Here is a 19,553-nt window from a genome sequence, read left to right as displayed (position 1 = left end):
AATAAGACCGATCAATCAGGACGGAATCCGTAAATACCGCCATTGCGGGTAACTACCACCAAGGTGTCAGCAGCCACTACAGGAGCAGCAGCAATACCGGAACCATCCGTGGCAACGCGGTTGAGAGGAGCGCCATCCGTGCGGGACAGCAAGTGAATCAGGCCTGCATCGTCGCCGATGACCACGGAGCGCCCAAGCAGCAGCGGCGCTGTCAGCTTGCGGTGTTTGAGCCTGTCGCTTCCCCACAAGCGCGAACCATCATTGCGACGCCAGGCGACCACCGTACCATTGCTTTCGACACCGAAAAGCGCATCAGCATCACCGTGAATGCCCTCGGCCCCGCTGGCAGGCTGCGTCCAAGCCACCGTCCCTCGGGCTGTATTCACACAACCCACAACCGTCTGAAATGATCGCGCGCACACGCTGTCGTCCACCTTGCTGGTACGCCCGACCAGCTCGACCAGACGTTCCACATCGTTGGTACCACGGGCGCTGGCGATGGGCGCTTCCCAGCGCACGCTGCCGTTGTCAGGATTCAACCCTACCAGTCGGCCAGACAGCCCGACCACCAAGGTATCGCCTACAGCCAGGAGCACGCCGGCTTGCCGCAAAACAAGGGGTTCGCCGGGACGCTGCTGAGCCCACAGCCGACGCCCCGTAGCAGCGTCATAGGCCGACACAGACCGGTCTGCAGCCAACACAAAAACACGCCCACCAGCGACCAGCGGTGGCGTAAAGACCTGGGAAGCGAGATTTTCGCGCCACCGCTCACGACCAGACTCCACAACAATCAGGGCATTGCTGCGCGACACCACAGCCGCCGACTTGCCATCGCTACCGACCGCTGCTGAAAGCGGCTCGCCCAGCGCCGTGCGCCAGATATCCCCACCAGTACGCGCATCAATGGCCGCCACCACACCCTCGGCGGAGGCAACCGTCACTACATTACCCGCAGCATGCACCTCCAGGGGCAAGCCGCTGACACTGCCCACACGGGCAGTCCACGCCTGCCGAACGCCAAGCACCGCGACATTCGCGCCTAAATCGGCTGGCACGGGCTTCGCGCTACCGCCACTCCACAGCGAACAACCGGTCAGCGCCGCAACAAGCACAACCAGAGCCGTAACGCGCATGAGGGATGGGCGGCCAGTCACCGCATTGGGAGTCAATGTCATTTTTACTTTGCTTCCGTGGAAGAAGTGGTGGCCGCAACCACCGTTGCGCTTTGTGGCGACACACCCAGCGCATTTAGCTTGATTTCGACCAGGCGCCGGTACTCGACACCTTCTTCAAAGCCCTTATAGGCCTTGGTGTATTCAGCAATGGCCTCCTGGCGTTTGCCCTGCAACAACAGGACATCACCTTTACGGTCTGCAGCGACGGACGCGAACTCTGGAGGGAAACTGCCAGAAACCTGCTTGAGCGCCTCATCGTAGTTTTTCTGGTCCATCAGCACGCTGGCCAGACGCAACCGGGCCAATGCCTTGAGCCCCTCGTCCCCAGCCTGCTCAGCCACCCAAACCAGCGCTTCCTTGGCGCCATCGGCATTGCCGGCATCCTGCAGGGACTTGGCGAAAGCCAGGCCCGCCTGGCCGGCCTGCGTGGTACTTGCATACTTGGATTTCAAATCACCAAATGCCTGCTCCATGCGCGATTTGTCACCCGATCGCGCGGCCACGTCCACGGCATCGAAAAGTGCAGCAGCTTGAGTTGCCTGTCTGTTTTGCCAATACTGATAACCGTTCCAGGCGGCAGCGGAGCCCGCCACCACAATCAGCACTGAGCTGATGAGCGTGCCCCAGGTGTTCCAGAAATGCTTGAGCTGGTCAAGCTGCTCTTGTTCTTCGAGATCGAGATGGTTGGCCATAGAGGTCAGCTGTTCTAATTAAGCGTTGGATTGTAGGGTGGCGGCCCATTGCGCCGCATCGGCCAGGGAGTGCTCCACCTGCGCGCCGCTGCCATCGCGCAAGGCCTTGACGGTGACTTGACCGCGTGCAAGTTCATCTTCGCCGAAGATGAGTGCATGGCGCGCGCCGCTGGCATCGGCCTTTTTGAATTGGGATTTCATGCTGCCCAAGCCTTCTGCACCGCCCGCATGCTGCACCACACTCAGCCCCGCAGTGCGCAGTGTCTCCAGCAATGCAATGACAGGGGGCAGCGGAGTGCCGGGAGGCACGATGGCATAGGCATCCACCGCCGCCGAAGGCATGGGCAGATTGAGTTCGTCGGCCAGCAACAGCAAACGCTCTATCCCCAAACCAAAGCCCACGGCAGGCGCACTCTTGCCGCCGAGTTGCTCGATCAGTCCGTCATAGCGCCCGCCGCCGCACACCGTGCCTTGCGAACCCAGTTGATCGGTCACCCACTCAAACACCGTCAGGTTGTAGTAGTCCATACCACGCACCAGGCGCGGATTCACGCGATATTCCAAGCCCACGGCTTCCAGCGCAGCCCGCACGGCATCGAAGTGAGCAAGCGAGGCCTCGCCCAGGAAGTCCATCAATTTCGGCGCAGCTTCGATCAACGCCTGCATTGCTGGATTCTTGCTGTCCAGTATGCGGAGCGGATTGCTGTGCAAACGGCGGCGCGCTTCTTCGTCGAGCTGTGCTTGGTGCTGCTCGAAATATCGGATCAGAGCATCCCGGTGCTCGCGGCGTTCAGCGCTCTGGCCCAGGCTGTTGATTTCCAGCCGCACATGCTGTCCTTCAATCAGGCCCAGTTCGCGCCACAGGGCGCGGGCAACCAGGATGATTTCCGCATCCACGTCCGGCCCGGCGAAGCCCAACGCCTCCACATCCAGCTGGTGGAACTGGCGATAACGCCCTTTTTGCGGACGCTCATGGCGGAACATAGGGCCATGCGTCCACACACGCAGCGGGCCGTTGTACAGCGCGTTGTGCTCAACCACAGCACGCACGATGCCCGCTGTGGCCTCGGGGCGCAAAGTAAGTTTGTCGCCGTTCATCGAATCGGTAAAGGAGTACATCTCCTTTTCGACGATATCCGTCACCTCGCCCAACCCGCGCACGAACAGCGCCGTGGGCTCTACGATGGGTGTCAGCATGTACTGGTATCCATAGCGGGCAAGCACCTTGCGCACCGCCACCTCGAACCACTGCCAGCGCGCGGAGGTCGGCAGCTTTTCGGTGCGAGGCACCGAGGCGGGCAGGATGTCGTTCATGCCTTTGACGGCGCTCAGCTTCTGCACTTTACTCACTACGATATTTTCCTGAATTTTTGAATGAAAATGGGCTCTGGCGCCCATAAATCATGCGCCAAAAGCTATCATTTTAGTAGCAAATCAATGTCGCCCGTAGCGCCGCTCGACGTACTGCTCGACGATGGCATGGAACTCATCGGCAATGCGTTCACCGCGCAGGGTCAGGGCCTTTTCGCCGTCAATAAACACAGGAGCGGCCGGGGCCTCGCCTGTACCAGGCAGGCTAATGCCAATGTCGGCATGTTTGCTCTCACCGGGGCCATTGACGATGCAGCCCATCACAGCCACCTTCATGCCTTCCACACCCGGGTAGCGCACACGCCAAACAGGCATTTGCGCGCGCAAGTAGTCATCAATCTGCTTGGCCAACTCCTGGAACGTGGTGCTCGTGGTGCGCCCGCAGCCCGGGCAAGCGGTGACACTGGGAACGAACACACGCAGACCCAGCGACTGCAGAATTTCAGAGGCAACCACCACCTCCTGCGTACGCGCTTCGCCGGGTTGGGGGGTGAGCGAGACACGAATGGTGTCGCCAATTCCCTCCTGAAGCAGGACCCCCAGCGCCGTGCTGGATGCCACAGTACCCTTGGTGCCCATACCTGCCTCGGTCAGCCCCAGATGCAACGCATAGTCACAACGGCGCGCGAGTGCCCGGTAGACAGCAATCAGGTCCTGCACGCCGCTGACTTTGCACGAGAGGATGATCTGATCGCCATTCAAACCCATGCCTTCGGCTTGCCGAGCAGACTCAATGGCGGAGGTAATCAGCGCCTCGTACATCACCTGCCGCGCCTCCCAGGGTTGTGCGCGCCGGCTATTTTCATCCATCAGACTGGCAAGCAGCTCCTGGTCCAGGCTGCCCCAATTCACACCAATACGCACTGCCTTGTCCCAGCGCATGGCGGCATCGATCATCTGGCCGAACTGCCTGTCGCGCTTGTCGCCCTTACCAACATTGCCCGGGTTGATACGGTACTTGGAGAGCGTCTGCGCACAGTCCGGGAAATCCGTGAGAAGGCGGTGGCCGTTGTAGTGGAAATCCCCCACCAGCGGCACGCTCTCACCCATCCTGTCCAGCTGTTCGCGGATATGGGGCACTGCGGCTGCCGCCTCCGGGGTATTGACGGTGATGCGGACAAACTCAGAGCCTGCCTGGGCCAGTTCCTTGACTTGAATCGCTGTACCGATAACATCCACTGTGTCCGTATTCGTCATGGACTGCACCCGCACTGGAGCATCACCACCCACGGTGACAATCCGGGAGCCCCAAGTAATCTTTGCCTGGCGTGAACGACGGGGCAAAGGAGCAGCGACCGCAACGGGGCCAAAATCACGCAAAGGGTTCTGCACTACTTCACCTCGAAACGAGCGACGTTTTCACGCGATACGGCGGTCAGATCGAACGGTTTGCCACGAACAATCACCTCCGTCGCATCTGCGCGCCCCACAACAACAGCCAGTGGGGTGGGGGCCGACACCGATACAGACTCCCCCGCCGCCAAACTGCGCTGCAAAGCCAGAGCACCCGTAGCGTCTTTTACCTGAACCCATGATGCACTGCGTGCGCGCAATACCAGTGTGCCCGTCAATGCGTCAGCAGCCACATCCGCACCTGTCAACACGGCAGGCACCGATGCCGGGACCAGGGCAACCGACGCCGGCGCCACTGCCGGCGTAACAACGGTGGCCGTTGCAGCAACCGTGGCTGTTGTTGCCGGCAAGCCCCCCATATGGGTCTCTGCGGGACGCTCTGCCGCAGCGGTAGAAGCGGGCACCTCTACCGATACGGCATCGGGAGGCATGACCGCCACTACCTCAGACAAGGTAGAACCCTCTTCATGTCGAGGAAAGAAATACAGAATCAGCGCCCCCACAAGCAGAGCGAGAACAACCCATGCCACGGGCCGGGAGACAGCCCCTCCGCCGGAAAATGAAGCCGAGGACACGGAAGACTTGCCCACGCGGCCCTTGACCGGGGCATTGATCCCCGCACTGTCAGCAGACAAGCGTGGACTAGGGCTTTGCGGCAGTAGCGACAAAATGGGAACGGGGTCGATCTTGAGAGTCCGGCACACACTGGACGCCAAGGCGCGCACAAACACGGTGTCAGGCAGCACCGTAAAGTTGTCTGCCTCCAAAGCCTCCAGCTTGTTGACAGGCACCTTCAGCGCCACTGCCAGCGCTGCGATGTGCAATCCGGATGCCAAACGGGCCTCTCGGAGCAACCCACCCGCCGTCAAACCACCACCACTCTCCACAACCTCACTCATTGAAAGCCCCGCGTTCGTAAGCACCTAATTCCCGCGAATCCGGGAATCGCTTGCGCAACTGGCCCGCCAGTTGCCTCATGGCCACAGAGTCACCCAAAGCGCGCTCCACCTTAATACCCAGCCACAACGACTCGGAGTTGGCATACTCGCCATTATTGAGGCGCCGAATATAGAACTGCGACCGGGTCAGCTCATTGCGCCGCAGCAACAGGGCCGCAAGGTGGTAACCCACCACCGGATTGGCCGCGTCCATTTCATAGGCCTTGAGAAACGACTGCTCAGCTTCTGCAAATTGACCGGCCCCTGACTGGCAAAGCCCCCGCGCCATCAGCGTCTTGCCGCGGGCGGTATACGCAGGATTGGCAATCGCCCGACCAAAAAATTGATCCGCATCCGCATACTTTTGTTGCTGGCACAACAACCAGCCATAATTGTGAAGCAAATTGGAATCGTTGCCCCGCAACGCCAATGCGCGGCGAAAACTGTCTTCGGCCTGCGGATAATCATTCAACCGCATATAAATCAATCCACGCAGGTTGAGAGCGTCGGCATAGCTGGGGTCTGCAGCAAGCGCCTGTTTGACCTCATCCAAGGCCACGGTGGTCTGCCCCATCTCGAAATAGTTCGCCGCAAGCTCCAGGCGAATGCGGGCGCGGCGCCGTGTTTCAGGCTCATCGGAGGGCGTCACCAAACCGGCATCCGCATCACTGACGGCGGCCATATTGTTGGTTGTCGCGCACCCCTGAAGCGCCACGAGGCATACCACCGCACTACATGTCGCGAATGTCCAGCGGCCGAAATGCTGCCAGCGTCCAACCAATCCCACCATGTAGAGCCTCCTTGAAGTTTGCCGATCGCCTGATCAAGTCACCGGTTTGAGCACGATTGTGCGCTGCTTTGCCATGCGCTCAGCGGCACGGGTTCGGTCTTTGACATCGCCAGCCAACTGACCACAGGCCGCATCGATATCATCACCCCGGGTCTTTCGCACCGTCGTGACAATCCCGGCATCGCTCAAAGCCTTCGCAAAAGCAGCAACCTGATTTTGCGCCGACCGCAAGAGCCCTGATGCGGGAAAAGGATTGAAGGGAATCAGGTTGAATTTGCAACGGACCCCGGAACGCTTGACCAATTCGACAAGCTGCTGCGCGTGCTCCATTTGGTCATTGACGCCATCCAGCATGCAATACTCGAATGTGATGAAGTCGCGAGGCGCATGAGCCAAGTAGCGGCTGCAGGCCTCCAGCAACTCCTGAATCGGGTACTTGCGATTGAGCGGCACCAAATTGTCACGCAATGGGTCGTTCGGAGCGTGCAAAGAAACCGCCAAAGCGACCGGGCAGTCTTGGGAAAGACGGTCCATCATGGGCACGACACCCGACGTAGAGACCGTCACACGCCGCCGCGAGAGCCCATACCCGTGGTCGTCCAACATCACACGCAAGGCCGGCACCAGCGCCGCGTAGTTCTGCAGCGGCTCGCCCATTCCCATCATGACCACGTTGGAGATCACGCGCTCTTCAGTATTAAAGCGCTGCCGAAGGGTGTGCTCGGCAAACCACAACTGAGCCAGTATCTCGCCGGTGGTCAAATTTCGGCTGAAACCCTGATGCCCCGTGGAGCAAAAACGGCACCCCACCGCGCACCCCGCTTGCGATGACACACACAGCGTTCCACGGTCATCCTCGGGGATGAACACGGCCTCGACCGCATTGCCATCCCCCACATCAAACAACCACTTCACCGTGCCATCCGAGGAGACATGCTCAGAGACAACCGGCAGGGCCTCCACCTTCGCACACCCATTGAGCTTGCCACGCAAAGCCTTGGCCAGATCGCTCATGGCGTCGAAGTTGCTCGCACCACGCTGATGAATCCAGCGGAACAGTTGGGTCGCGCGAAAGCGCTTTTCACCCAGCTGCTCACAAAAGGCCGCAAGGCCGTCGAGATCAAACTCCAGCAAATTGGTCGTCATTGCGCCGACCTCCCAGTGGGCCGGACACAACTGCCCCCATGGCGCAGACATCCCACGGTTGCGGGAACAGGCATGGGAGCCACCATATCAGCGCGAGAAAATGTTCAGACCGGGGAAGAAGAAAGCCACTTCCGCAGCGGCCGTCTCGGCGGCATCCGAACCGTGCACCGCATTGGCATCGATGCTGTCAGCGAAATCAGCGCGAATGGTGCCTGCTTCTGCCTTCTTGGGGTCCGTGGCGCCCATCAGTTCGCGGTTCTTCAGAATCGCGTTCTCGCCTTCCAGGGCTTGAATCATCACGGGACCCGAGATCATGAAGTCCACCAGATCCTTGAAGAATGGACGCGCCTTGTGCACAGCGTAGAACTGCTCAGCTTCCAGGCGCGACAGATGGGCCATGCGTGCAGCCACCACCTTGAGGCCAGCGGCTTCAAAACGCGCGTAGATCTGACCGATGACATTCTTGGCCACTGCGTCGGGCTTGATGATAGAGAGAGTGCGTTCGATAGCCATTTTGATATTCCTGAATGAATGTTGCTGTGATTCGTTTGCCCATCGGACAAAGCCCTCGATTCTAACCGTGGAAGCCCTGCACAGACTCAACGCCCGCCGCCACGCCGGGGACCACCGCCACCCGGACGGCGTTTGTCTTGCCGCTGCCTTGAAAGGCTGTCCATGCCGATATAGCCAACGGACGTTTTCATCGGATCGGGCTGGGAGCCACCGCGCTGACGATCACCACTATCGGCCTTGTTGCCACGCACGCCCTGCCCTTGCCCCCCGCCATCACGACGAGGTTGCTGACCACGAGCGCCACCGCCCTGAGACATATCGCGACGCGGCCCATCACCACCGCGAAGCCCCCCGCGGCCCTTGTTCCGATAGCCACTGCCACTGCGCTCACCAACCCCAGCCTCCGCGCGCCCTTCGGCCGCCTCGGGACGAGCGGCACCCGCCGCCTGAACCAGAGCGCGGATATCGCTTTCATCCAACTCCATCCAGGCACCTCGCTTCAACCCCCGGGGAAGCACCATCGCGCCGTAACGGATACGGATCAGGCGACTCACCGCATGGCCCACAGATTCCAGCATGCGCCGCACCTCGCGGTTGCGCCCTTCAGAAATGGTGACCCTGTACCAACAATTGGAACCTTCACCACCCCCATCTTCGATAGAGCCAAACGACGCCATGCCGTCATCCAGGCGCACGCCATCCAGCAGCTTCTGCTTTTCCTCGTTACTGAGCGCACCCAGCACACGCACCGCGTATTCACGCTCCAGGCCGAAACGGGGATGCATGAGTTTGTTGGCCAATTCACCCGAACTGGTAAACAGCAGCAAACCTTCGGTATTCAAATCCAGACGCCCCACAGACTGCCATTTGCCCTGCATCAGCCGAGGCAGCTTGCGAAAAACAGTCGGTCTGTTTTGGGGGTCGTCATGGGTCACCACTTCACCCACAGGCTTGTGGTACGCAATAACGCGTGCCGGAGGCGGGTCAATGCGATAGCGAATGGGCCTGCCATTGACCTTGACCTGATCTCCGAACTGGATGCGCTGGCCGATATGGGCGGGCTCGTTGTTCACGGAGATACGCCCCTCCAGAATCAATTGCTCCATTTCCAGTCGCGAGCCAAGCCCCGCCTGAGCCAGCACCTTGTGGAGCTTGGGCGTTTCAACCTGCGGCAACAAGACCCGCTTTGCAGGAACTGCTTCTGCCGACGCATCATCCTCATCAAAGCGGCCAGAGACCACATCTTCAAATTGGTAACCATCCACCGCCGACGCTGCCTTACGCTTGTCGCGACCAGCGCCTTGCGGACGCGGCTGGCGACTCTGTGGCTCGCCGTGATTCCTGCGCGCTTCTTGTGGGGCAGCGCTCCCGACATCGGAAGCCCCCGCCGCGACGGCCATTGGCACGGCTTTTACCACAACATCAACGGCCAGCGGCATCTCAACGGACGATTCATGGACCCCTTCGGCTGCGACGACCGCATCGGAGGAACTCACCGGTGCCGCCTCAGCAGCAGGCAAGGCCTTCTTGCGCGGCGCACGCTTGGCTGCGGGCTTCTTGGTAGCCGAGGCCGTGTCAGCGACATCAGCCACCGGCACTGCGTCCGGATTTTCGGGGGTCGTATCGTTCATCAAATGTTTCCCTGAATACCACCCGGGGTATCAGCATGGTCATCACGGAGATCAATCTCCGTTGTCTGAAAAAAATCATCCATTGGCGGCGCATCAACGCGGTCCAATAGAGGGGTAAGGGCTTGGTGCACCTCTGCCTCAGGCACACCCGCCGCCAACACAGGCTCCGTCTCAATCGAGCCCTGGGCGGCAGCTGCCATGGCTTCCAACACATTCACATTGCCCGAAGGATCATCAAGCACCGGCAATTGATCGAGGGACTGCAAGCCCATGTCATCCAAAAACTGGCGGGTGGTTGCAAACAGCGCAGGGCGTCCTACGGTTTCCCTGTGCCCGATGACCTCCACCCAGCCCCGATCTTCCAATTGTTTGATGATCAGACTATTGACCGTTACTCCTCGAATGTCCTCAATATCACCACGCGTCACCGGCTGGCGGTAGGCAATGATGGCCAAGGTTTCCATGGTTGCCCGCGTATAACGCGGAGGTTTCTCAGGATGCAGCCGGTCAAGGTATTCACGCATCTCAGGGCGGCTTTGAAAACGCCAACCGGTGGCCACCGGGACCAGCTCCACTCCACGCTGTGCCCAGTCAAGCTGCAACTCTTGCAGCAAAATTTTCAGCGTATCAGAGCCCAACGCATCGTTAAAAAGCACCCGCAGTTCGCGCAAAGGCACTGGCTGCTGCGCGCAAATCAACGCAGTTTCGAGGACCCTTTTGGCATCCACCGTGTTCATGGTTCAGCGATTCCTGGAAAAGTGCCACGCGTTGCAACGGGTGTCACATCAACAGCAGGGGGCAATCAATGGCGCGCTGTGCAAGGACGCTGGCGCGACGCAAGAGCCCGGCGGGACTCCGTCTTCGGGCTAGAGGCCGATTTGGCCGTCAGGGCGCATTGTAGCCCAGCCCCCAAAAAGACAGTGCCTGCCGCATATCCCCAGGCACCGGCGCATGAAACTCCAGCGCGTTTCCCGTCATCGGATGCACGAACGCCAGTCGGTAAGCATGCAGCGCCTGGCGTTGCATGCCCCCAAGCGGGGCTCCGCCATATAAACTGTCTCCGACCAAAGGGTGCCTCAACGAGGCCATATGCACCCGAATCTGGTGTGTACGCCCCGTGTGCAAGGTGCACTGCACCCAGCACCCATGCTCGCTGGCCTCCAAGCACAACACGTCGGTCCGTGCGGACTTTCCCGCATGCAGAGCGAGATCCACAACAGCCATTCGGAGCCGGTTGCGGGGATCCCTTCCGATAGGAGCTTCCACCGAGCGGCTTTTGGGCCCCGTCCAGCCACCATGCGCCATGGCAACGTACTGTCGCTTGACTTTGCGCTCGGCAATCAAAGTGACCAATGCATCCATCGTGGCGCGGTCTCGGGCCACAACCATGAGGCCACTGGTGTCCTTGTCAAGTCGGTGAACAATGCCAGCACGCGGAACCAGCAGCGCCTTTTCATCTCGCGCGAGCAAGCCGTTAAGCAAGGTCCCACTCCAGTTGCCTGGCGCCGGATGAACGACCAATCCAGCCGGTTTGTTCACCACCAGCAGGTGGGCGTCCTCGTACACCACGTCAATGACCATGGACTCGGGCCGAAAGGCCTGACTCTGCAAGGTGGGCCGCATCTCCAGGACCAACTGGTCGCCGGCCTTGACGCGGGCCGATGCCTTGGAAGTCGGCTTGCCATTGAGGCTGACAAGCCCCTGCACAAGCAATTGCTGCAGATAACTGCGAGAGAACTCGGGAACAAGATCCGCCAGCGCCTTGTCCAGACGAGCGGCATGTTGCGCCACCCCCACGACCATGGAGCGCAGTTCGCTGTCTACACCAACAAGCGCCTCCGACTCATCCACCAGAAGGTCATCGCTCATCTCCACAGAAACCCCTGAGCCAAGAGCAATGCCTTGCGGCGAGCCGGCCACCATCGGGTTCAACGGGCGGGCAGGTAGCGCGATGGATCCACGGGCTTGCCCTGGCGCCGGATCTCAAAGTGGAGCTTGACGCGGTCCGCATCGGTGCTACCCATCTCAGCGATCTTCTGCCCCTTGCGCACGGCCTGATCCTCCTTGACCAGCAACGCCTGGTTGTGGGCATAGGCCGTAAGGAACGTATTGTTGTGCTTGAGGATGACCAGATTGCCATACCCCCGCAACCCTGCACCCGCATAAACGACACGACCATCCGCTGCAGCCAGGATAGGCTCGCCCGCCTTGCCTGCAATGTCGTAACCCTTGTTGCGTGCCTCGTCAAAACCAGCAATCAGCGAACCTGGGGCCGGCCAGATGAACGCCATATCGTCGTCGCCAGCGGGCGCTGCTGCAGGCGATGGCGTGGCAGGAGCCACCGCCACCACAGTGCCTGGTGCGGAGGACGCCCCCGATTTAGAGGCGCTGGCGGCAGAAGCCGGGCTGCTTGCAGGTGCCACGGTCGAGGAAGTCACTGGCCTCGTTACAACGCCACTGTCCGAAGCCACTGCGGTCGCAGCGGCCGAGGGTGGAGCAACCCGCAGGACCTGACCCACCTCGATCAAATTGGCGTTTTCCAGGTTGTTCCAGCGGGCAATATCCTTCCAGCTCTGGCCTGACTCCAGGCCGATGCGAATCAGGGTATCCCCAGGCTTGACGGTGTAGTAGCCCGGTTTGCCCGCATTTTCAGCCCCTGGCAACGGCTTGATCGGGGAGCCGACCACCACCCCGGGTTGTGCCGCCGATGCAGGCGAAGAGGATGAGGATGTGCCCCGATCTTCCACAGGAGCCTTGTTCATGCGGGTGCCACAGCCGGAGAGCACCAGCCCCGCCACTGCCACGGTAAACCCCACCACAAGACCACGCGATACGAACATAAGCAATTCCCTTTACGCAATCCCCGATTTTAGAGGGACAAAATGAACAGGTTCGAGCACGTTTTGTTTCAATCCGTGCGGGGTTTTGTCGATCACAAGCAACATCTGCTGCCCGCCGGCCAGCGCCATAGGCGCCACCAGGCGCCCGCCGATGGCCAATTGGTCACACCAGGCCTGAGGAACGGCGTCGCCGCCTGCTGCCGCAATGATTGCAGCGTAAGGGGCGCCTTTGGCATACCCCAACATGCCATCGCCAAACAACAGATGAACATTGGCCAGTCGGAAGGGGCGAAGATTGTTGCGCGCCTTGTCGTGCAAACCGCGCAACCGCTCCAGCGTGTAAACCTCTTTCGCCAATAGGCTCAATACCGCAGCCTGATAGCCACAGCCTGTGCCGATTTCGAGAACACGCCCCAGGCCACCAACACGAGCCCCCTCGGCACCCAGCAACAACTCGCACATGCGCGCCACCACATTGGGTTTGGAGATGGTCTGCCCCAGTCCGATGGGCAGACTGGTGTCCTCGTAGGCCTGATTGACCAGCGCACTGTCTACAAAACGATGGCGCTCCACAACCCCCATCGCCTGCAGCACCGACGCAGAAGTAACCCCTCCTGCCGCCAGCTTTTGCACCATGCGGGCCCTGATGGCAGAAGAGTCCAGCCCCACACCCACCGGGGCAGCAGCCATGGACTTTCGCGCCGCCGATGCCTGCGCAGCGGTCTTGCCAGCGGCAGCGTTGTCTGATCCCGGTAGTCTGGCCGGAAATCCTGGGCGGCGCTGCATCACACCCCAGAGGAGGCAGCCGCCCCCGCCACCAAACGAGACGCCGTCTGCGCCCAATAGCCGAGGTTGTCGTGGTCGGTCAGATCTACCTTGAGCGGCGTGATGGACACATGACCTTGTGCCGTGGCATGAAAGTCAGTCCCTTCCGCATCATCCTTGGCAGCCCCTGCCCCACCAATCCAATACATTGCCTCACCACGGGGGCTTTCCTGCACGATGACGCGCTCTGCCGAATGACGACGCCCCAGGCGGCACAGCTTGATGGGTTTCAATACGTCAAGGGGCATATTGGGAATGTTCACATTCAGCAGCCAGGGCGTTTCGCTCACCAGATTCTGGGCCCGCATCTGCGCCACGATCTCGCGGGCCTTGGCAGCAGCAGCCTCCAACTCGCCCCAACCCTTGTCCACCTGAGAAAACGCGATGGCGGGAACGCCGAACAGATACCCTTCCATGGCCGCCCCTACCGTGCCCGAATAGATGGTGTCATCGCCCATGTTGGCACCGTTGTTGATGCCAGACACCACCAGATCAGGCCGGTAGCCCAGCAGCCCGGTGAGCGCGATGTGCACACAGTCTGCTGGCGTTCCGTTCACATAGCGAAACCCGTTGAAGGCCGTATGGACGTACAACGGCGAATGCAGGGTGAGCGCGTTCGACTTGGCGCTGTTGTTGTGCTCAGGCGCGACAACCTCCACCTCCACACCCTCGAGGGTCTTGAGCGCATCATGCAAAGCCACGATGCCAGGGGCCTGGTAGCCGTCGTCGTTGGAAATCAGAATCTTCATGGTCGCGATGAGGGGGATTGCAACGGATTGTAGGTGGGGCATGGCATCACCCTCCCCGATGACGGCACGATGCTTTCCCTGGCAAGGCCCGTCGGGCGCTCGTCGCTCTTGGGACATCAAGCCCCCACAAGCCCCCCCTATCATGCGGCCCATCATCGAAAACAGACAGGAGACTCCCATGCACGCTTGGCTCTGCACCAACCCAACCGGCGTTGACGCCCTCAACTGGACCGAATTGCCCACACCCGCCCCCAAGGCCGGTGAAGTGCTTATCGAGATCAAGGCCGCGAGTCTGAATTTCCCTGACCTGCTCATCGTGCAAAACAAGTACCAGATGAAGCCCCCACTGCCTTTTGTGCCGGGCTCAGAATATGCCGGCGTGGTCACCGCAGTGGGTGATGGCGTCACGCACCTCAAAGCGGGGCAAAACGTGGCGTGCCTGTCGGGCACCGGGGGATTTGGCACTCACACCATCGCGCCTGCCGCTTTGTGCATGCCCCTGCCAGACGGTTTCTCGCACGTGGATGCCGCCGCATTCATCATGATCTACGCCACCTCACACCACGCACTGGTGGACCGCGCACAGCTCAAGGCTGGCGAAACGGTGCTGGTGCTGGGCGCTGCGGGCGGCGTGGGCACGGCAGCCATCCAGATTGCCAAGGCCATGGGTGCGCGTGTGATTGCTGCGGCCTCCAGCGACGAAAAATGTGCGCTGTGCACCTCCATCGGAGCCGATGCCACCATCAACTACAGCAAGGACAACCTGCGCGATGCAATCAAGGCCCTAACGGACGGCAAGGGCCCGGACGTGATTTATGACCCGGTGGGCGGTGACTTTGCCGAGCCCGCCTTCCGCTCCATCGCCTGGCGCGGGCGATATCTGGTGGTGGGTTTTGCGTCCGGCCCTATCCCCGCACTGCCATTCAACCTGGCGTTACTCAAAGGCGCGTCCATCGTGGGTGTCTTCTGGGGCGACTTCGCCAAACGTGAGCCCAAGGCCAACGCCGCGATGATGGGAGAACTGGCCCAGTGGTACGCCCAAGGCAAGATCAAACCCGTGATCGACCGCACCATGCCCATGGCCGAGCTGCCCGCCGCCTACGCCCACATGGGCTCGCGCGGCGTGATGGGCAAACTCGTGATGGTGAACTAAGCAACCCACCGGCAGGCCGGGCGGCCCTGCACAAAAAAGCCGCCCGCTGTGTCACACTTGAGCATCCCTGCCCTTTGACACTGGTGCCCTTACATGGCCGACCGACCACCCTCCGAGATAGCGCGCGAAACGCTCAAACAACTGGCAGCGCGTCGGCTCCCGCCCACCCCTGACAACTACCTCGCGCTTTACGACGAAATCGCGGGCAGTCGCAGCCCCCAACCCTTCCCCGAAGGTCCGCTGAGCAGCATCCAGAGGGTACTGCCTGGCCAAACGCCCGCCCAGAAACGGTTGCTGGGGCAGTTCGAACGGGCCATCATTACCAAAGACTGGACCTCGCTGCAAAGCGTCATGGTCGGTTATGCCAACCTGGGGCTCAACCCCGCCGCAGCCTCCAAACCCATCGAGACCGCCGATGCGCCCACAGCGTTGGGTGATCTGCCCCCCGAATTCGCGGAGACCCTCGCCCGGCTCATTGACAACACGCTGCCTGCACTGGGGGAAGACGACGCCCGTGTCATCGGCATGGCGCAGCAGCTCATCACCTTCCTGAGAGAACCCGCCCCCCTCGTTGCCACCACCCAGCTCATGCTGGGCAACTTCACTTACCGCCTGTCGTTTGCCACCGAAGATCAGGCCGCCATCCGCACGAGCCTGCTGGAGTTGCTGCACATGGTGTTCGAAAACATAGCCGTGCTCAGCGTGGATGACCGGTGGCTGCATGGCCAGGCCGAGGCGCTGATGGTGGCCTCGACACCGCCGCTCACCTTGCGTCGGCTCGATGACGTGCAACGACGGCTCAAGGATGTGATCTTCAAGCAAACCGAAGCCAAGGCCCGCACGCTCGAAGCCCAGGAACAGATGAAGGACATGCTGTCCACCTTCATCGAACGGCTGGCCAAAATCACGGCGTCCAGCACCTCTTACCAGGGCACGATGGAACGGTGCGCAGACCTCATCGGCAAAGCCAATACGCTGGAAGACATCGCCCCGCTGCTGCAAGAGGTCATGAGCGCCACCCGCGCCATGGCGCTGGACAGCCGAGTGGCACACGACGAGCTTCATGACCTGCGGGAGCGCACCGAAGCCAAACGCGCCGAAGTCGCCAAACTACAGGAAGAACTGGACCGTGCCAGCGCTCAGGCCCGTCACGACCCCCTGACCGGCTCGCTCAACCGCAAGGGTCTGGACGAAGCCATGGAGCGCGAGATCGCACGCGCACGCCGACTGGGCTCATCACTGTGTATGGCCCTGCTGGACGTGGACAACTTCAAAACCATCAACGACCGCCTGGGCCACTCGGGCGGGGACGCGGCCCTGGTCCATCTGGCCCAAGTCACACGCGAAGTCATGCGGCCGCAGGATCTGCTGGCCCGTTACGGGGGTGAAGAGTTTGTGCTTGTACTGCCGGACACCAACGTCGAGAACGGCGTCGCCGCCATGACCAGACTCCAACGCGAACTGACAACCCGCTTCTTCCTGCAAGGCTCCGAGAAGGTGCTCATCACGTTCAGCGCTGGCGTGGCCCAATTGGCGGACAGTGAAAGCAGCACAGATGCCATCCGGCGCGCCGACGAAGCCATGTACCTGGCCAAGCGATCCGGGAAAAACCGCGTCATGGCGGCATGACAGGAAGCCCCCTTGTGTCGCCTTCGGCGCCTTCCCCCAGAGGGGGAGCCCACCAGCGCCCATACCGTGAACTGGCGGCACTTGCGCGGCGACCACTGGCTTGAGCCGTGTCAGTTTTGGGCGCAGCGCACTGAAGCAGCATCCTGCAATGACCAATGACCAATGAGCAAAGACGGTCCTTTCTGCGGCATGCCGCCTGGATCGCCGCTGCCACCACCCTGCCCCGCTGGGCGTGGAGCAACCCGCCGTCACTGCAGTCCCACCCGTTCACCCTAGGGGTGGCCAGTGGAGACCCGACTCCGGACGGCGTGGTGCTGTGGACGCGGCTGCTGCTGACTGACCCGGCGCAGATGCAGGCGCCTCACACGGTGCGCTGGGAGGTTGCGCACGATGCGCGTTTTGCGCAGATCGTGCAAAAGGGCGAAGCCACCGCGCTGCCGCAACTGGGCCACAGCGTGCATGCAGAACCGCGTGGCCTGGCACCCGGCCGCTGGTACCACTATCGCTTTATGCTGGGCGATGCCGTCAGCACCATCGGCAGAACACGCACTGCACCAGCCTCCGGTGACCTGCCGGATGCGCTGCGCGTGGCCTTTGCCTCATGCCAGCGGTGGGAACACGGCCACTACGCCGCCTGGCGCCACTTGGTGGCAGACCAGCCCGATCTGGTGCTGTTCCTTGGCGACTACATCTACGAATACGCCACACCCAAAAACACCACCGACCTGGCGCGCACCCACAGCCTGCGCCTGGCCTCCACACTGGCCGACTACCGCGACCGGTATGCCCTGCACAAAAGCGACCCGGCCCTGCAAGCCGCCCATGCCGCCTGCCCCTGGGCCGTGACCTGGGATGACCACGAGGTGCAGAACGACTATGCCGCCAACGCTGGCCGGGGCGACGACGCCAACTTCCTGGCCCTGCGCGGCGCCGCCTGGCAGGCTTTTTACGAAAACATGCCCCTGCGCGCCGCCAGCCTGAACCAACCCGCCCCCGGCAGGCGCTGGGATGCCTTGCAGGTGTACCGCCGCCTGCGCTGGGGGCGCCTGGCGCACATCCACTTGCTGGACAACCGCCAATACCGCAGCTGGCAAGCCTGCCGCACGCCCCAATCCGCCAGCGCGGGTGCCGTGCGCGCCGCAGAGTGCGCCGACTTGGCCAGCCCAGCCCGCACGCTGCTGGGCGCAGCGCAAGAGGGGTGGCTTGACGCGGGCCTGGCCGAAGACGCACACGCCAAAAACACCACCCGCTGGAGCATCCTGGCGCAGCAGACCCTGTTTTCGCCGCGCCACTACCCGTCGGGCGTCACCGCCACCGACAGCTGGGACGGCTACCCCACCGCCCGCGCACGCCTGCTGCAGGCCGTGGCCCAGCACGCTCCGCGCAACACCGTGCTGCTGGGCGGCGACATCCACCAAAACTACGTGTGCCGGGTGCATGCCGATCCACAGCACGCCGAGTCGCCCGTGGTGGCCAGCGAGTTCTGTGGTACCTCCATCAGCTCGCGCTCGGGCACCACACAAGACAAGGTAGACGCCATCGCCCGGCACAACCCGCACGTGCTGCTGGCCCGCTGCGACCAACGTGGCTATGGTCTGGCCCACATCACACCCAGGCGCTGGACCACCACCCTGCGCGTGCTCGATGACCCTTTGCGCGCCGACAGCAGCGTCACCACACTGGCCCGTTTTGTCGTCGAAGACGGCCGTCCCGCCCCCGTCCGCGACTGAGCACGCCACTGGGGTCTTTGCGCAAGCGATCCGCAAGAAAACGGCGCCACGGAAATTGCTTCAATTCTTATAGCAACCAGCGCTTATCCATCAAGCGCTTCAATCAAAAAATTCTGCTATTTCAGCGGTACCGCAATCGAAAGCCGCAGCCCGGCAGAACCATCTTTGAGCAAAAACAGCCCCTAGCGCTTATGTCATAAGCGCTGAAAGCTATCTATTTGTGAGCAACTTCTAAACCAATCGCGCGAGCACCTTGGGCACACTCGCCACCAGCATCGCGAGGCCCGACAGCGTGAGCAGTCCCAAAACTATCTGGCGAAAACGTACTTCGCTGATGCCTCGGTACAGCCTCGCTCCCAGCAGCGTAGGCACCAGCATCGCTGGCACAACGATGGCCATCAGGGGCAGCGCATCGCGCGTGACAAGACCCGTGGCGAGGTAAGTGCCAAAAGTCACCAGCAGCATGGCCAGATTGAAGTTCTGGATGATGGCCCGCTGCACATCCTTGTCCAGCCCGCGCAGCGTGCACCACAGGGTGGGCAGCACACCCGTGAAGCCGCCCAGGCCGCCCATCACCCCACCGGCCATGCCCACCAACGCATCGGCCACGCGCCCGCCCTTTGTGATGCGCGGCAACTGCCTGGCCAAAAGCATGGCTGGGCACCACAGCACCAGCAGCGTGCCCAGCAGCAGCTTGAATGCATCCATGTCCAAGCGCGGCAGCAAGACCACACCGAGCGGAATACCCGCCAGGCCACCCAGCACAAAGGGCAGCAAACGGACCCGGTCAAAACCCCGCCGTACTGTGGCCGCAGCCACCAATTGGCCCGTGAGCGCGCCACACACCGTCAGCACGGCCGCCAGGCGGGGCTCCAGCGTCCAGGCCCAGAAAGACATCGCCACCATGCCAAAACCAAAACCCGACAGGCCCTGCACAAAACCAGCAGCCACGGCCCCCAGCACGACCACCCACAACATGGACTCCATGACAGCGCTTCCTGCTATGTGGCTTCGGACA

18 protein-coding genes are annotated in these 19,553 nt (G+C 61.6%); 3 read left to right on the top strand and 15 right to left on the bottom strand.

Annotation, left to right across the window (positions count from 1 at the left end):
• Positions 1-11 precede the first annotated feature (11 nt).
• The 14 genes from bamB to surE all read right to left on the bottom strand — a co-directional run bounded on the left by bamB (position 12) and on the right by surE (position 14,023).
• On the bottom strand, positions 12-1,133 hold the full coding sequence (gene bamB / locus CLU85_RS08720; protein WP_100412444.1) for an outer membrane protein assembly factor BamB: 1,122 nt from the start codon (positions 1,131-1,133) through the stop codon (positions 12-14).
• A gap of 44 nt (positions 1,134-1,177) precedes the next feature.
• Positions 1,178-1,867, bottom strand: a complete 690-nt coding sequence (locus tag CLU85_RS08715) for a tetratricopeptide repeat protein (RefSeq protein WP_100409924.1) — start codon at positions 1,865-1,867, stop codon at positions 1,178-1,180.
• A gap of 18 nt (positions 1,868-1,885) precedes the next feature.
• Positions 1,886-3,181 carry a histidine--tRNA ligase gene (hisS, locus tag CLU85_RS08710; protein WP_232727930.1) on the bottom strand — a complete coding sequence of 432 codons (1,296 nt, stop codon included), beginning with the start codon at positions 3,179-3,181 and terminating at the stop codon, positions 1,886-1,888.
• 120 nt (positions 3,182-3,301) lie between these two features.
• Positions 3,302-4,558, bottom strand: a complete 1,257-nt coding sequence (ispG, locus tag CLU85_RS08705) for a flavodoxin-dependent (E)-4-hydroxy-3-methylbut-2-enyl-diphosphate synthase (protein ID WP_100412443.1) — start codon at positions 4,556-4,558, stop codon at positions 3,302-3,304.
• Positions 4,559-4,569: 11 nt separating this feature from the next.
• Positions 4,570-5,490 carry a RodZ domain-containing protein gene (locus tag CLU85_RS08700; RefSeq protein ID WP_100409922.1) on the bottom strand — a complete coding sequence of 307 codons (921 nt, stop codon included), beginning with the start codon at positions 5,488-5,490 and terminating at the stop codon, positions 4,570-4,572.
• The gene (pilW, locus tag CLU85_RS08695; RefSeq protein ID WP_100409921.1) at positions 5,483-6,319 is read right to left on the bottom strand and encodes a type IV pilus biogenesis/stability protein PilW; all 837 of its coding nucleotides are present in this window, start codon (positions 6,317-6,319) and stop codon (positions 5,483-5,485) included. The genes CLU85_RS08700 and pilW overlap by 8 nt, the downstream gene beginning before the upstream one ends.
• A gap of 33 nt (positions 6,320-6,352) precedes the next feature.
• A complete protein-coding gene (gene rlmN, locus CLU85_RS08690; protein WP_100409920.1) occupies positions 6,353-7,465 on the bottom strand; it encodes a 23S rRNA (adenine(2503)-C(2))-methyltransferase RlmN in 1,113 nt (370 codons plus the stop codon).
• Positions 7,466-7,552: 87 nt separating this feature from the next.
• Positions 7,553-7,978, bottom strand: a complete 426-nt coding sequence (gene ndk / locus CLU85_RS08685; RefSeq protein ID WP_100409919.1) for a nucleoside-diphosphate kinase — start codon at positions 7,976-7,978, stop codon at positions 7,553-7,555.
• Positions 7,979-8,064: 86 nt separating this feature from the next.
• Entirely contained in the window at positions 8,065-9,609 is a 1,545-nt protein-coding gene (locus tag CLU85_RS08680; RefSeq protein ID WP_100409918.1) for a pseudouridine synthase, read from the bottom strand.
• Positions 9,609-10,346, bottom strand: a complete 738-nt coding sequence (gene scpB, locus CLU85_RS08675) for an SMC-Scp complex subunit ScpB (protein ID WP_100409917.1) — start codon at positions 10,344-10,346, stop codon at positions 9,609-9,611. Before scpB ends, CLU85_RS08680 begins: the two co-directional genes overlap by 1 nt.
• Positions 10,347-10,494: 148 nt before the next feature.
• Complete coding sequence (locus CLU85_RS08670; RefSeq protein ID WP_232727929.1) at positions 10,495-11,478, bottom strand: RluA family pseudouridine synthase; 984 nt, start codon at positions 11,476-11,478, stop codon at positions 10,495-10,497.
• Positions 11,479-11,537: 59 nt separating this feature from the next.
• Positions 11,538-12,449, bottom strand: coding sequence for a peptidoglycan DD-metalloendopeptidase family protein (locus CLU85_RS08665; protein WP_100409915.1), 912 nt, complete (start codon positions 12,447-12,449; stop codon positions 11,538-11,540).
• A gap of 12 nt (positions 12,450-12,461) precedes the next feature.
• A complete protein-coding gene (locus CLU85_RS08660; RefSeq protein WP_369858178.1) occupies positions 12,462-13,139 on the bottom strand; it encodes a protein-L-isoaspartate(D-aspartate) O-methyltransferase in 678 nt (225 codons plus the stop codon).
• Between the two features lie 95 nt (positions 13,140-13,234).
• Positions 13,235-14,023: a 5'/3'-nucleotidase SurE gene (gene surE / locus CLU85_RS08655; protein WP_100409913.1), complete on the bottom strand. Its 789-nt coding sequence runs from the start codon at positions 14,021-14,023 to the stop codon at positions 13,235-13,237.
• A 178-nt stretch (positions 14,024-14,201) separates the two neighbouring features.
• Between surE and CLU85_RS08650 the strand changes: the two genes are divergently transcribed.
• The 3 genes from CLU85_RS08650 to CLU85_RS08640 all read left to right on the top strand — a co-directional run bounded on the left by CLU85_RS08650 (position 14,202) and on the right by CLU85_RS08640 (position 18,535).
• Positions 14,202-15,176 (top strand): NADPH:quinone oxidoreductase family protein, encoded by a 975-nt coding sequence (locus tag CLU85_RS08650; protein WP_100409912.1) that lies wholly within the window; start codon positions 14,202-14,204, stop codon positions 15,174-15,176.
• Positions 15,177-15,269: 93 nt separating this feature from the next.
• Positions 15,270-16,805, top strand: a complete 1,536-nt coding sequence (locus tag CLU85_RS08645) for a diguanylate cyclase (RefSeq protein ID WP_100409911.1) — start codon at positions 15,270-15,272, stop codon at positions 16,803-16,805.
• A gap of 155 nt (positions 16,806-16,960) precedes the next feature.
• Entirely contained in the window at positions 16,961-18,535 is a 1,575-nt protein-coding gene (locus tag CLU85_RS08640; RefSeq protein ID WP_100409910.1) for an alkaline phosphatase, read from the top strand.
• Positions 18,536-18,766: 231 nt separating this feature from the next.
• Here CLU85_RS08640 and CLU85_RS08635 read toward each other — a convergent pair whose 3' ends face one another.
• A complete protein-coding gene (locus tag CLU85_RS08635; RefSeq protein WP_100409909.1) occupies positions 18,767-19,522 on the bottom strand; it encodes a sulfite exporter TauE/SafE family protein in 756 nt (251 codons plus the stop codon).
• Between the last annotated feature and the right edge of the window lie 31 nt (positions 19,523-19,553).

The organism is Acidovorax sp. 69, from assembly GCF_002797445.1.
GTDB lineage: Bacteria > Pseudomonadota > Gammaproteobacteria > Burkholderiales > Burkholderiaceae_C > Acidovorax.
Note: the sequence above shows the minus strand (reverse complement) of the source record. Positions and strands in the feature narration are given on the sequence as shown.